The organism is Streptomyces olivaceus (assembly GCF_000721235.1).
Lineage (GTDB): Bacteria > Actinomycetota > Actinomycetes > Streptomycetales > Streptomycetaceae > Streptomyces > Streptomyces olivaceus.
The window spans coordinates 24,182-37,747 of the sequence record NZ_JOFH01000037.1 but is presented as its reverse complement, the minus strand read 5'-3'; the positions used below and the strand labels follow the sequence as shown (position 1 = coordinate 37,747).

Genomic DNA, 13,566 nt, shown 5'->3' with positions numbered 1-13,566 from the left:
CCTTCTCGGTGAGGGAAGCAGAAGAGACGAGATGACGGACGGCGCCGAGTGCGCCGCCCGCGGCCTGCGGACGGGCCCGGCGGCCATGCCGGTGGCGGGCTCAGCCGGTCGGCCGGTCGCCGTCGCCGTCGAGGCCGGTCACTGCGGCATCGACGAACGCCTGCACCAGCTCTCTGACTTGAGATGCCGGCACGATCTGGTCCCAGGCCTGCTGCGCGGGGTGCTGCCAGCAGGAAAGCCGGAAACGGACCGAGCCGTCCGCCTCCATGGTGCCGAAGGCGCGGTCGGGTGGGCGCGGGCAGGCACCGTGCGGTGCGAAGACGAAAGTGCGCAGCACGATGTCTGGCTGATGGCGGGGCGGGACGGTCCGGTCCTGGAGACAGCCCTCGCACTGCAGGAGATGCCGCATTGCGCCGGGCCGGTCCAGGAAGCGGGCGCCGCCGCCTTCGTAGGCGTTGCAGTTGGCGCACACCGGTCCGCGGACCAGTCCGTGCTCGTGGCAGTGGTCCCAGTACAGGGCCGGCCGGGGAACGGGGCACAGCCGGCACAAGAAGCCCTCCGCCCGCGCATACACCGGCAGCGACGTGTACCGCCGGCCCCGCAGGTGGTCCCGGTAGGGCCGTGCGACATCGGTCGCGCACGCCGGGCACAGCGTGACGTAGCCGGCCGTGCTGGCAGTCCGCAACTGCCCGGCCTGCCCGACCGTCCGGCAGCGGCTGCAGGCACCCGACGTGGTGACGCACCGGGCGGCGAGGGCATCCGCCCGGTCCAGCAGGGCGGCGTAGCCGCGGGGAAGCGTCCAGGCGGTGCCGGACCAGGCCAGCAACGGCCAGGGCAGGGTGGCGGCGAGGGCCCGCCGGCCGAGGAACTGTTCGGCTTCGGCCCGGCTCGTTGCACACCCCAGGCCGTCGCCGTTGGGCCGGGCGCGGTCGCAGGGCTGTCGCCCCGTGCAGGTGCAGCCGTGTCGGCTCTGGTGCCGGTAGGCGGCGTCATCGAGCCAGCTGCGGATGCGGGAGCGCCACGAGGAGTGGTCGCCGCCCATGGGCAGCTCGGCGTCGACCGTGTCGTCGAGGCCGACGGGAAGGGAGACGAGGTGGGCGGCGGCCGCGCGGACTTCTCGTTCATCCAGGCGCCAGCGGTTGTTGTACTTGTAGCCGCGGACCGTGGTGTCCCCGACGATCACGTAGTCGCCGGCCTGGAACGTGTACCGGGACAGCCAGTCGGGCGCGATGGGGACGGGGCACTGTGCGGTGCACTCCAGCAGCAGCCGGCGTGCGTAGTCGATGCTGATCACGACATGGTCCGGGAGGGGACGGGCCGCCAGGACAGGGAAGGGCAGGGCCGAGGGCGGGGCAACGATGACATGAGGGGCACGTTCCTTGGGTGTGAGTGGCGGAAACTGACGTCGCCGGCTGGCACGGGCCGGTTCGGCGGGGGCGTGGCCGGACGGGGCAGGGAGCGGGGGCTGGGCCGGGCGAAAGGCGTCACGCGCACAGCACCGGTGCGCACGGAGTTTGACCGGCCACCGGTTCCCAGCCGCCAGTCATCGACAGGTCCTGGGCTTGGGCAAGGACGCCGGCGCGCCGGCGCCCGGCTAGCCTCCCGGCGCGGCCGCTGTAGTCGGGAGGCCGGGAGAGGGCCGGGGACAGCGACCACAGCCGGTCGGCGGCCGCCCCCTGGGCCGCGGCGCCGATCCACTGCCGCAGCGGATCGGTGTGCGCCGCCGTCGGGGGCCGGATCTGGGCCCGGGCGCGCAGCCAGTCCGCGAGCCAGGGCCGACCGATCCGGTGGCCGATCTCTTGAGCCAGTGCGTCTGCGGTGGCGCCCGGCAGAGAGCTGCGGGCGCGCAGGCGCTGCTGCCAGTGCGGGCCGGCCAGCACCCGCGCGACCGTGACCGTTTCCGGGTAGGCCAGCAGGGCATGCGGCTCGACGACGGCCGGGGCGCACCCCACGGCTGCGGCCGCCCGGCGAGCACGGTCCTTCCAGATCGTCTCGGCCTGCCACCCCTGCAACTGCCACGACCACACCACCGCCGCGGCGAAAGCCACCGCCTGCTCGGCGTCCGGATGCCGCCGCATCAGGGCGAGATGCTGTCGGTGAGCGGCGAGGATGTCGGGCAGCGTCTCCAGGCCGATACCGGCCGGTGCGCCGGAGTGCGCCAGCAGCCAGCGCCGGTGGCGCCGACAGATCTGCCCGGCCGGACCCGGGTACACCAGGACCGGTTGCCCCGGCCGCCGCAGCCGGCCCGTACAGGCGTGGCAGGCGCCCACCCACCTGTCGCGCGGCGCGTGCCAGCCGGCCCGCACGAGCGTGGCGTCCGCGAGCCGTGCGGGAATGTCGGCGAGGGAGGGCAGCAATGCGGCGAGCCGGGCCGGGGGAAGGCCGACGGCCCGGGCCAGGGCGCCCTGTGCGGGCCCGTTGAGGAACACCTCCAGACCGGCTGCCGGACTGCCCGTCACCTGTACGTGGTGCGGGCCGCGCAGCAGACCTCGCAGCAGATCCTGCGGGCCCAAGCCGTACGGGGCGGCGAGTCTTCGCAGCCAGGAGCCGGTCAGCTCGCCCGCCACGGGCACAGGGCGCACGGGCGTGACGGTGTCTTGCATAGGGGTCTCTCCTGAGGAGGAGGGGAAAAGGAGCGGAAATAAAGGCGAGACGCAGCCATGCTGCGAGCGCCTCGCCCCCAAAGAGCCAGGCAGGAGGATTCGGTTGGCCCGTCAGCCGCCAGGCTGCCGGCGTCGGGTGGCGCGTGCCGCGTTCGTGGCCTGCACGTCGAGCACCACCTGCGCCAGCTGCTTCTTCGTGATCGCGAAGCTCTCGTCCCACACGGAGCGGATCGCGGCCTCGCGGATCAGCAGGGAGAGGCTTGCCATCACCCCTCCGGTGAGCAGGTGGATGTAGTCGGCGTGCCGCACCAGCGTGCCGGGGCGGTGGCGGGTCAGGCGCAGGGCCGTCTCCATGGCCTCCAGCAGCGCGCGCCACAAGGCTTTCTGCTCGGCCGTGCCGTTGAGCAGCGGGGGAGTGCGCAGCATCTTGAAACGCGCCGAGAGCTGGGCGCCGCGGGGCCCGGTCAGAAGCGGTGACTTGTCCACATCCACCCCGGCGAGGACGAACGTGGCCGGTACCCGCTCGGCCAGCGTCTTGACCTGGTCGGAGGTGTCCGCTCCCGGGCGGGTGCGCGTGTTGAGCAGGTGCACGTCGTCGATGAACACCAGCCGGGTACGGCGCTCGCACAGCACGTGGCACACAGCGTCGGTGATGGCGGTCTCGGTCATCCGGTCGTGCACGGGGATGCACGCGAACCGGGCGAGTTCCTTGACCAGGCCCTTGGGCGTGCTGGACGGGGGGATCGCCGCGAACGCGACGGGCATGTATCCGTCGCGGCGGGCATGACGGCGTCGCTCGCTCAGCTCGAAGGACCGGCCCAGTTCCGTGAGCATGGTCGACTTTCCCGCGCCCGGCGGCCCGGAGATGAGCAGACCGCGGCGCGCTGTGCCCCGCTGCCGGTTGTTCACCAGCAGCGTCCACTTCAGCTGGGCCTGCGCCCGATCCAGGGAGGGCGTGCGCAGGGTGACGAACTCGGAGTGGTACCCCAGCAGTGTTCTGGGGGTCCAGGACGAATCCGTGACCGGTGGCGCGGTCACGCGCGGGCGGCCGACATCGGCCTGCCACAGCAGCCAGTCGGTGACGGCGTCCGGCGCACAGGCGTCGTCGAAGAAGTCGTCCGGGCCGACGGCGGTCACAGCAGCCACTGGTCCTGCTCCACATTGGTGTCGATGAGAATGCTGTCCGTACCGCTGGGCGCTGCTGGCGTCGCTTGCTCCAGGAAAAAGTTGTCGTCTTCGCCGATCACGGTCTCGTCCTCGGTGTCCGACTCGGTGAAGAGGCCGGCCAGCCCGAAAGACGGGGCGCAGACACCGAGTACGTCGAGACCGCCCGGGGGAGCCGGCACCGCTTTCGCCGCCTGCGACTTCGCCGCAACCCGCCGCTCTGGGGCGGTCAACTTGTCCTTGCGCGCGGCGCGTTTGAGGAAGTCATCCAGCGCCAGCGCCAGTTCCGCCTCGTGCTCCTCGCGGGATCCGGTGCGGGTCACGACCGTGCACAGGTGCTCCCACACGTGGTGGGTGAAGGGAAGCCCGACCGAGGTGGCATGGATCCACGGCACCTCGCGGAAACCGGAGGGCAGTCGGACCCAGATGCGGACCGGGTCGTAGGGGTTGTAGTGCACTTCCCACAGGCCGCCTTGCGCCGTGACACCGGAGTCCTGGCCGCGATGGTCGTTCAGGCAGGTGTCGTCGTAGGTGCGGTAATCGAACCGGATACCAGCGTCAGTGATCGCCTGCCAGCGCACTGGCAGCAGCTCCACGAAGTCGTCAGAGGTCAGCGGCACCGGCACATAGCCGGCCACCGGCAGCAGCGCCGACCACATCTGATTCGGTGTGAGCGCCTTCTTCGGCATCAGAGGGTGCCGCAGCCCCTCGTGTGACCGGTGATGCCAGTGCACCAAGAACTCCTCGAACAGCGCCTGAATCTCGGCGACGGTGTGCAGGGGCTCCTGTTCGACCTTGGAACCGCGCTCGCTGACGTGGGAGCCGGTATGTCCCGGCAGCCACTGGCAGAACAAGGAGACGATCGAGCCGAAGCTGCGCTCCACTGGCGCCTTGGCCGGCCCGTTGGCGGGCGGGACGGGCTGCAGGGAGATTCCGAGGCTCTCGCAGGCCGCCCGGGTGGCGGGCGAGATGAAGATCTTGCCCTGATCGACCACCAGCGTCTCCGGCACGATCACCGGGCGGGCTGCCGCGTCCTTGAGCCGCTCATCCACCGCGACCAGCCGGTCGTGCGGCACCACCGAGGCTGCCATCGACAGGCACGCGGGCCAGCCCGGACGCATCACCATCGGTGTCATCATCTGCGCCAGCAGCACCGCGACATCGGTCAGTTTGGTGCCCGCAGGACGCAGCACCCCCCACAGGCTGCGGGTGGCGATGTCGAGAGCCACGGTCAGCTCCAGCCGTCCCACCACACCGTCGTCCAGCATCACCAGCACGTCCAGCGGCGTGCTGTCCAGCATCACCAGTTCACCGGGCCGCAAGGCCACCGTCGGCGTGAACGGCGGAGCTGGCCGCGCTGCGCGGGCCCGCCGCTGTGTGACCGTCCCCTCAAGCCCGAGGGACTCCTCCACCGAGCCCAGCAGCTTGTTGAACGAGGACTGGGCGGGAACTTCCACTGCCCCGGCACCGTGCCGCTCCTGAAGCCACCACTGCGTCTGCCTGCGCATCCGCTTCTTCCACCCCCGGGACCGGGAGCGCAGCGCCTCCTCGCGCAGCAGCGCACGCAGCGCCTCGACCACCCGCGGGTCGGCCCGGCCCAGCAGCGTCGCACCCCGGCGTTTGGGCACCAGCCCCCACACCCCGCCGGCACGGTAGCGGGCCCGCCACCGGCGCACCGTGGCCCGGCTGACGTGCGTCCAGCCCGCAGAGGTGAGTTCATCGGCCTTGGCCTGCTCACGCTCGGCCAGCGTCGTGGACGCAGGGTCATAGCGGGGATCGTGAGGAGTGCTGTCACCGGGCGCCGCACAGCCGGTTTCGACCTCGCGGACGTGGCGCTCGATGCTGAACGCCCGCCACCTCTGTTCCTCACTCACGGTCGACAGCAGACCCAGCTGAGGCACCCGCAGACGCGGCCCCCCGTCCGGCAGGCCGAAGGAGGGATCAGAAAGCAGCGCGGTGAGATCGAACACCGCCAGGTCGCCGGAGTCGTCCGCCTCCGCCAGCCAGATCCGCGGACCGTGGCAGGCGGCGCTCTCCAAGCCGGCCACCCGCCACATACGGTCCTTGTGCCGCACGACCGTGCCGATTTCGAGGCCGAGCCGGCTCATCGTCCAGCTCCCGTTTGTGCCGTCACGGCGACGGCCCGCTCGCTCAGCGCCTCGTGGAGGGAGGCGGACAGCAGCCCGGTCCACAGAGCGTGCAGCACGGCGGGCCAGACAGTCAGGGCTCCGCCCAGCAGCCTGACCCCTTCAATGAGAGGGCGTGGCAGGGAGAAACACTCCGCGACGGCCGGCAGCCAGGACCCCGCACACCGTGGATGCCGGTAGCCGGCCAGCCAGCGCACATTGGCCTCCACTACCTGCGGCGGCGGGCCGACCAGCCGGTAATGCCATCCGGCCGCGGCCGCGGCCGCCTCGACATGCATGGCCCGGCGCACCAGCCGGAGACCGGCCCCCGTGCGGCCCACGCAGTCCAGCAGCAGGCCGCTGCCGTCGGCCAGCCGCGCCATCAGATGCGGCGCATGAGCCACAAGACGGCCGCGCCGGCCCCGCCACAGCAACTCCACCGGCCGGCAGGCCAGCGCCACCACACGCGGGTCGTGATCCAGCAGCATGAGCTGGGTCCGCATGGCCCTGGACCCGTAGTGCACCAGGTGGCCGTTGGTGGCAGACCAGAACCATCCCGGCGCCACCCGGCGCCCTTTGAGGGCCGGGAACAGCCTGACGGGCAGGCAGTCCTCCAGACGGCACTGCCCGGCGGTCTCGAGCCAGGCACCTTCCTGCTCGACACCGGCCCGGTCCACAAACCGGGCCGCAACGTGAGCCGGATCGGCAAGACGGCGTGCGACGGGTGGCTCGGCCCCGGCAGCGGACGGCGGGGGCATGGCAACAGAACGGATCACGACAACTCCCTACGGAGGAACAAAAAGAGCGGACCGAAGGCCGAACACGGCATGCCACCCATGCCGACCGGGCGCACCGGAAAGGCCGCCACCCGCCGGGGCGGGCCGCGCGGGACGGACACCCCGTCGGGCAGCTTCGGAGAAGGGCAGGGCACCCGGACCGGGCGGACCAGTCGGCGCACAGCAAAGACAGTGCGCGGCGCGGTAGGCGGCACAGCGTGGCGCCTGCGGACCCCGTACCACCCTTCCGCACGGCGCCGCCGCACGGCGCCGCCGCACGGCGCAGGCGAGCCGAGGGCCCGGCGCGATCACCTACGGTGCCGGAAACACACTCAGGTCAGGCTGGCAGCGACTTCACCAGTTGGGTCAGATTGTCGATGAAAGCACGAAAGCGCTGGGGCTGCAGACGGTCCAGCTCGTCCAGCTTGCGGTTGGTCATGCCCATCAGATCGTCCGGCTCCTGCCCGGACGACTCCTGCGCCGCACCGGCCGGAACAACCAGCGCCGTGGCCATCGGCCCTGCCTGCGCATTCAGCGCGGGGGCAGGCCACACAACACCCTGCTGATCACGGTGGACGAGCAGGGCCCATTCCAGCCACTCCACCAGGTACCGGCCACGCCGTAGCTTGCCGGGCAGGTCCCCCAGAAGGCGCTTGCCGAGTTCCTCGGCCGGCAGACAACCAGCCAGCAACGCGGCACGCGCTACCGGAACCGACCAGTGCGGACGCAAGAACTGCTCCTGCAGCAGCAACCGCGCGTGGATCGGATCCTCCTGCCAGCGCTGCGCGATGGCCCAGCCCGCCTCGGTGACCGTGAACTTGCCGCGTCCCCCGTTGAACAGGCCGACCTCACAGCAGAATCGCAGGGTCTGGGTCGCGGTCTCGGCCGTCACCTTCTCCGAGCGCGCCAACTCCGCGCTCGCGACGGTGTGCCGCGACGCGCCGCTGCAGTAGCACGCCGCCAGGGCCAGGCCCCATTGGCGGCGTTGACTGGCGCGATCCGTTGGAGTCGTTCGCGTGCCCGAGGAGCCCGCAGGCACGGCCACCGCACCCGCAGGCTCTGCGGTGCCGGCATCAGGAGGGAGCGCACCCTCGGCGGCGGAGAACAGATTTTCCATGTCCGTGAGGCCTTTCAGAACTATTTCCACGTGCGGATGACACGCAGCGCACCGCCCTGCACGCGCTGGGTATAGTGGCGGGGCGCCGTGAGGCCTTCACAAGCGCACCGTGCACCGCCGGGACTCTCACATACCGGCGGTGTTTGGTTTTTTGCGCTCATGTGGCCGACAGGCTTCAGCCGCGCCCGGGTATGGTCCAGTCGCCGCTGAGCCGGTACACGCCGACGCGCGGGCGCACAAGCAGCCCTTGCTGCACCAGACGCGTCAATTCCGGACTGACGTTTTTGACGTTCACATCGGGCATCTCCTGCCGGACGTGCTCGACGATCTCCTTCGTCGCCGCTTCTTCCTGCGTCCGCAGCACCTCACGGACGGCTTGTCCCACGGCGGCCCGCGCACTGACCGGGCCTCCCGCTCCGGACGACCCAGCCGGGGCAGCATCTGTCTGCTGGCGCTCGATCTGCTCCCGCAACGCGGCGACCAACTCCTCGGCGCTGCGCGCCGAGCCGGCGCGCACGTCTTCCTCGGCCTGTGCTGCGGCCAACTCGCTCTCCAGCGCATGCCGACGGCGGCGAGCCACATCGAACGAGGCAGTCTTGCTGGTCGCCAGTGCGCTGGCCTGCAACAGCATGCGGCGCAGAGCGGGCAGTTGCACGGCCGGATCCCCCTCCCGAGATGAAGCGACTGCGATACGGGGCGAGTGTAGGGGCCTGACCGCCACCCCGGCAGCGGGCCAAGCGGCCGGGCACAGCCCATACTCAGACTCAGCTCAAGCCCGTCACCTGCATGAATCACGGACTCGGCAGGGATGACAGAGCCCAGAAAACCCACACCTTCGGGTGAGGCACGCCTGAAGTGCGCCTGAAGGAGCCCAGACATGCCAGCCCTTGTGGTCATGGCCTCACCCGCCGCTTCAGGGCAGGTCCGTCAGCCGTCACCTCACCGAGCGAGCAGGCCCGACGCCGTTACGGCGCGTTCTTCCGGGCCAGCCGGAATACCTCCTGCAGAAGCTGGAACACGCGATGGTCACCGTCCGGCCGGTCCGGATGCCACGTCGTGGCCGCGCTCTTGTAGAGCCGGGCGATGGGCGTCTCGTCGGCCTCCACCGCGCCCGCCAGTTCGCGCAGCAGGGGAACTGCCCGCTCCCAGGGCAGCGGCGTGGCCGCTGTGATCCGCTCCAGCTCAGCATGGAAGTACGCCACGGACCTGACCCGAACTCTCTGTCCTCGCACGTCTCTCCAGCGTTTCCCATCACGCCAGTTGGCCTGCTTGCAGGCATCCGAACAGAAGCGAGGAACCGGGCCCGGTTTCGGCAGCCGGTTCCACGCCAGACCGCACCAGGCACACTCACACCGCTGCACGGACACACCTTCACGTGCTCGGACTGAGCGCTCCTCACGAGCCATGTCACCACCCCTTCTCTTCCAACACCGTCAGCTCTACCGCCCGGAACGCGGGCTCGGCGGACGGGTTGCGACACGTAACACCAAGGAGGGAACCGGGCGCCCGCACATCACCCCTGGCCGACGCCCGCACAGGAGGGCATGAACCGTGCAGCACCGCCGCTCCACGCGTAACCCCACAGTGGCCAACGCCGCTGCACTCCCACACACGATGCCCCGCCCACCTCGCAGGACTGGCTGTGACTGGACAGCACGACACAGTCATGCAGGAAGCTGACTCGTAACACAAACGCAGACGAGGCGGCCTACCCGACCGGTGTGGCCGGCCCTCAGCTGAGCGGGACGGCCCCGGCTGCGTCAACTGGTAAGCGCCGCAGCCGCCTTTCCCCCGACGGTACCGTCGGCCCGAGTACGAACCGCCGCAGCTTCCGCACCCGCCGCCCGAGTGTCGTGCAAGCCTCAGGCAGACGTGACCTGACGGCACCGGACTGTGCCAACCCCATGCCATGCCACCGCTGCCCGAAGGCGCGGCGGCCAGGCACGCTCCGCGAGGCACACCGCGTCGAGGGGCACACCCAGCCGCCCGGAGCGCTCGTGCGAGGCATGCAGACATCCGCCACGACGTCACCCAGCATGCCGACCACACCGAAGATTGCTCCTACGGCTCCGCCCAGACCGGTGAATTCGAGGCCGCCTACTTCGCTCGCCAGGTGGACATCGTCGGCGGCGACGTCACGGCGGCCGTACACGACTGGCTGGTGGAAACAGGCCGGATCCGCCCGGGCGCCCACCTCCTGCACCTGGACCCTTGGCTGCTCGGGCGAGGACTCACCGACCTCGCCCGGCCGGTCGACGTGCAGCACACGGGCGGGACTGCTCCTCGGCGCAAGGCCGACGGGTGCGACGCTGGCGGCCGCCCGCTGGATCGCCGACGCCGCGACCACGTCCTCCGCGCTCCACACCTCCGACGGCATCCTGCGTGACCCGTGCGAGAGCGGCGACTGCGGCGCGGACGGCCCGTCCTTCAAGGGCGCCCACGTCCGTGGCCTCGCCACCCTCGACGCGGCCCTTCCCGACCACCCGTACTGCTCCTACCTGCGCACACAGGCCGACCGTGCGTATCAGGCGGACCGGACACTGCTCGACCAGTACGGGCTGCGCTGGTACGGCCCCGTCGACCGCACCGACGCGGCCCGCCAGCAGAGCGCCCTGGACCTCATGAACGCCGCGTCCTGACCGCCAGCCGGTCAGCCGATCAGCCGCAGCTTCGTGGGACACAGGCCGAGGCGGACCGTCTGGCCCCAGGTGAGTTCGAGGGCGTCGTTTTCCATGCCGTCTCCGAAGGCGACGAGGCGCTCGGACTCCACGGTCACCGTGAGCCGCGCGCCCGCCGCCAGTTCACCCGCGTTCAGGCGCGTTCCCGTGGCGGGGGACGGCCATGCCTCCCGGACGAACCAGGCGAGCCGCGCCTCCGTGGGGTGCGGCAGCCGCCACTCGGTGGACCGGTCCTGCCACACGGACCGGAGCCAGCCGCTCGCCCCCGTTCCCGTGCCGATCAGTACCCCCGACGAGGCCTGGGCCTCGACGGCACCCCTGTCGCCGTCGAGACCCAGGCGGTACCGGGCGGTGCGGTGACCGGCCGCTCCGACGTAGACCTCGTTGAGCGCCACCAGGCGTTGGCTGTCGTCGGTGACGGCCTCGACCATGGTCAGCTCGTCGCCGCCCGCGCAGGCAGAGAAGGCGGCGGGCAGCAGCCGGGCGACGTCCGCTGGCCGGTGCCGCACGAGAACACCCGGATTGCGGCCGGGGTCCGCGTCGACGCCGACCACCGGCCGGTCACCGACGTACTGGGCGACGTTGGCCACGAGCCCGTCCTGCCCGACCGCCACCACGACGTCCTCGGGACCGAACAGGAAACGGTCCAGGTCCGCCCGCTCCACCTGCGCGCGCCGCCAGCTCAGCGGCACCGCGGCCGACACGAGCGCGAGTGCCCGCTCCACCCGGTGATGCCGCTCGACGACCTCCTCGATGGACCGGCCCCGCGAGGACAGGAAGAACGCCGCCTGCCCGTGTGTGCCGTGCCGGGCGACCAACTCCCCGTACTCCGTTGCGCGATGGACGAGGACGGCCCGGGGCGCCAGGCTCACGCCGCCGGCTCCTGGCCCGCTCCGAGCCGTGCGAGCAGCCCGGTCAGCACGTCGGGGGAGACGGTGACGCTGTCGATGCGCGGCAGGTTCTCGGCGAGGCGGGTGCCGGTCAGGGCGCGCAGGACCGCCACGTCCACGTCGCCGTGCACCCGCAGCCAGGCCGCCTGAGCCTGGGCGCGCGCCTCGCCGACCGCACGGGCGCCCTCGGCCTCCGCCTGCGCGAGGCGCACCGCCTGCTCGGCCTCGGCGCCGACCCGGACCGCGTCGGCCGCCGCCTTCTCCTGCGCCTCCCGCAGGCTGTTGGCGCCGCGCTGCTCGACCAACTGCTCCTCACGCCGCGCGAGCTCGATCTGACTGGCCAACTCGTTCTCAGCGATGGCGCGTTCACGCTCCACGGCGACCGCGCGCCGCTCGTACGTGGCCCGGTCCGCCTCCTGTTGGATCAACTCCCGGGCGGGTGTGCGCAGGGCGCGCTCCACTTCCGGCTCGGGCCGCACCGCCATCACGCGGACGGCGACGACCTCGATCCCCGTGGCGGGCAGCCGCGGCTCCTCGCGCAGTCCCTGGAGCACCCGCTCGCGCACCGCGGGCACGCCCTCGGCGAGAGCCGCAGCAAGAGGTGTGCGGGCCAGTACTTCGAGAGCGTGCTGCTGAGCGCTCTCGGTCAACAGCGTGGCCAGCTGCTCCAGCGGGGCGCCGCGCCACACCCCCGTGTCGGGATCGACGGAGAAGTCGAGCCGCTCGGCCGCGACGGCGGGGTCGGCGATGCGGTAGGTGACCGTCGCCTGCACGGCCACGTCCTGGAAGTCGACGGTCCGGGCGTGGAACGTCATCGCCAGCTCCCGGTCGTCGACCGGCACTTCGGACAGCGCGGCGGCCAGTGGCCGGAACCAGAAGCTCAGCCCGGCACCGTCGTGTGCGAGTTGCCCCGAACGGTGGTGCCGCACGTGGGCCGTGGGCGCCGCCCGCAGATGACGCCAGCCGAAACGCCTGGTGATGTCGGCCATGAGAGCCTCCCCTCTTCTTTAGAGTCAATATGACTCTAAAGAAGAGGGGAGGATAGCGTCAAGAGGACGAGAAGGGGTCCGTGCTCGGCCAGAAGCGAAAGTCTCTCGCCGGTCGGCGGAGGAGCCTGGACCTCGTGACGGCGTCCGCCCGCGGCGTGGCTGCGCACGCCGATCCTCAGTGATCTGCTGGCCAGGCTTACCTGGCGGTCCTGCCGCGGCGCCAGGCTCGCCATCTGAGGTATGTGGTGGATAGCCGTCTCAAGAACTTGATCATTTTCAGGGCTTCTACCGTCTGGCCTTGGGTCGGCAGCAGAGCGGCAGAGGCCGAAGGTGCCGGACCGTAGACAGGGCAGCACCTTGCCCTCGACGGAAGTCGCCACCGCCCCGAACATTGGGACGCTATGACCGCCGTCGAGTAGCTGGCAACGGGCAAGGAACGGTCGGTTCACGATAAGGATGGCGCTGACGCGCAGAACGGTACTCGGACTTGTTCCGGTGTCTGCCCCGCCAGGCGTCAGCCGTGAGCGGGCGAAACCGGGTGCGCTGGGCGCATACGGTCGAGCTCGTCGTAGACCCGGGCACGCAGCTGCCCTCGCGGCACCGTCGGCTCCAGCCGACCATAGCGCGACTCGTGCCGGGCCAGGTGCGTGCGGATGTGCTGGTAGAGGTCGGGGTGGCCGCGGACGAGTTCGTCATAGGCATGGTCCCCGGCCTTCTCCGCCCTCCGGGCCTCGCCCCAGCGATGCAAACTGTTCGATGAGAACACCGCATTCCCAACTGCTTTGACGGCTGCGACTTGACTGCTTGGGGTCGTGAGGTGTCTATGCGGTCACAGCACTAGATCCAGTGTCTCGTGTGTCCAGCATCAGGGGTCAAGGCCCGGGGTGGGGGGGGGCGAAGAGCCTGGGCCTGATCGTCGTAGAGGGCTCTCTTCTGTGACGGACAGGCCACTCTGGCTACCACACGGCGAGCCTGCAGGCTTCCTTGGCCCTGCTTTTCGCGCGGTCGTAGCCACCTGACGGCATGTTTGCCCCACGTCACGCGCGCCGTGTCCCTTGCCGCAAGCGAAAGCCGCTCGGGACCCGACACCGGCCCGCGCCCACACGACTGGCCGCACGCCCTTGCGACGTTGCCGGGAGGACCTGCGCAGGAGCCGGACTGCCAAGCGAACTACCCGTGCGATGAGCGGTATGGACGTCCGAACTGGCTGGGCCTAACCTGAT

Annotated in this window: 11 protein-coding genes and 1 pseudogene; 1 reads left to right on the top strand and 11 read right to left on the bottom strand. The window is 71.0% G+C overall.

All coding sequences use genetic code 11. The annotated features are described in order from the left end of the window. Nucleotides 1–100 precede the first annotated feature (100 nt). The 8 genes from IG94_RS0131840 to IG94_RS0131805 all read right to left on the bottom strand — a co-directional run bounded on the left by IG94_RS0131840 (nucleotide 101) and on the right by IG94_RS0131805 (nucleotide 8,988). A complete protein-coding gene (locus tag IG94_RS0131840) occupies nucleotides 101–1,294 on the bottom strand; it encodes an endonuclease domain-containing protein (protein ID WP_031045280.1) in 1,194 nt (397 codons plus the stop codon). A 190-nt stretch (nucleotides 1,295–1,484) separates the two neighbouring features. Beyond that, nucleotides 1,485–2,582 carry a TniQ family protein gene (locus tag IG94_RS0131835; protein ID WP_157852359.1) on the bottom strand — a complete coding sequence of 366 codons (1,098 nt, stop codon included), beginning with the start codon at nucleotides 2,580–2,582 and terminating at the stop codon, nucleotides 1,485–1,487. A gap of 132 nt (nucleotides 2,583–2,714) precedes the next feature. Next, nucleotides 2,715–3,749 carry a TniB family NTP-binding protein gene (locus IG94_RS0131830; protein ID WP_031045274.1) on the bottom strand — a complete coding sequence of 345 codons (1,035 nt, stop codon included), beginning with the start codon at nucleotides 3,747–3,749 and terminating at the stop codon, nucleotides 2,715–2,717. Then, nucleotides 3,737–5,875: a helix-turn-helix domain-containing protein gene (locus IG94_RS0131825; protein WP_043485136.1), complete on the bottom strand. Its 2,139-nt coding sequence runs from the start codon at nucleotides 5,873–5,875 to the stop codon at nucleotides 3,737–3,739. Before IG94_RS0131825 ends, IG94_RS0131830 begins: the two co-directional genes overlap by 13 nt. Further along, nucleotides 5,872–6,669: a TnsA-like heteromeric transposase endonuclease subunit gene (locus IG94_RS0131820; RefSeq protein WP_224326582.1), complete on the bottom strand. Its 798-nt coding sequence runs from the start codon at nucleotides 6,667–6,669 to the stop codon at nucleotides 5,872–5,874. The genes IG94_RS0131825 and IG94_RS0131820 overlap by 4 nt, the downstream gene beginning before the upstream one ends. Nucleotides 6,670–7,006: 337 nt before the next feature. Beyond that, nucleotides 7,007–7,816 (bottom strand): hypothetical protein, encoded by an 810-nt coding sequence (locus IG94_RS0131815; protein WP_157852357.1) that lies wholly within the window; start codon nucleotides 7,814–7,816, stop codon nucleotides 7,007–7,009. Between the two features lie 145 nt (nucleotides 7,817–7,961). Then, the gene (locus IG94_RS0131810) at nucleotides 7,962–8,441 is read right to left on the bottom strand and encodes a hypothetical protein (protein ID WP_031045263.1); all 480 of its coding nucleotides are present in this window, start codon (nucleotides 8,439–8,441) and stop codon (nucleotides 7,962–7,964) included. A gap of 310 nt (nucleotides 8,442–8,751) precedes the next feature. Beyond that, nucleotides 8,752–8,988 carry a hypothetical protein gene (locus tag IG94_RS0131805; protein ID WP_031045260.1) on the bottom strand — a complete coding sequence of 79 codons (237 nt, stop codon included), beginning with the start codon at nucleotides 8,986–8,988 and terminating at the stop codon, nucleotides 8,752–8,754. Between the two features lie 1,068 nt (nucleotides 8,989–10,056). On the opposite strand from IG94_RS0131805, the pseudogene IG94_RS0131800 reads away from it, so the two are divergent. Continuing rightward, nucleotides 10,057–10,425, top strand: a pseudogene (locus IG94_RS0131800) (glycoside hydrolase family 76 protein); the annotation flags it as partial. 11 nt (nucleotides 10,426–10,436) lie between these two features. Here IG94_RS0131800 and IG94_RS0131795 read toward each other — a convergent pair. The 3 genes from IG94_RS0131795 to IG94_RS0131785 form a co-directional block, all read right to left on the bottom strand. After that, complete coding sequence (locus IG94_RS0131795) at nucleotides 10,437–11,336, bottom strand: NAD(+)/NADH kinase (protein WP_031045254.1); 900 nt, start codon at nucleotides 11,334–11,336, stop codon at nucleotides 10,437–10,439. Beyond that, nucleotides 11,333–12,343, bottom strand: a complete 1,011-nt coding sequence (locus tag IG94_RS0131790) for an SPFH domain-containing protein (protein WP_031045252.1) — start codon at nucleotides 12,341–12,343, stop codon at nucleotides 11,333–11,335. The genes IG94_RS0131795 and IG94_RS0131790 overlap by 4 nt, the downstream gene beginning before the upstream one ends. Before the next feature lie 514 nt (nucleotides 12,344–12,857). Continuing rightward, nucleotides 12,858–13,091, bottom strand: a complete 234-nt coding sequence (locus IG94_RS0131785) for a hypothetical protein (protein WP_157852355.1) — start codon at nucleotides 13,089–13,091, stop codon at nucleotides 12,858–12,860. Nucleotides 13,092–13,566: the final 475 nt, after the last annotated feature.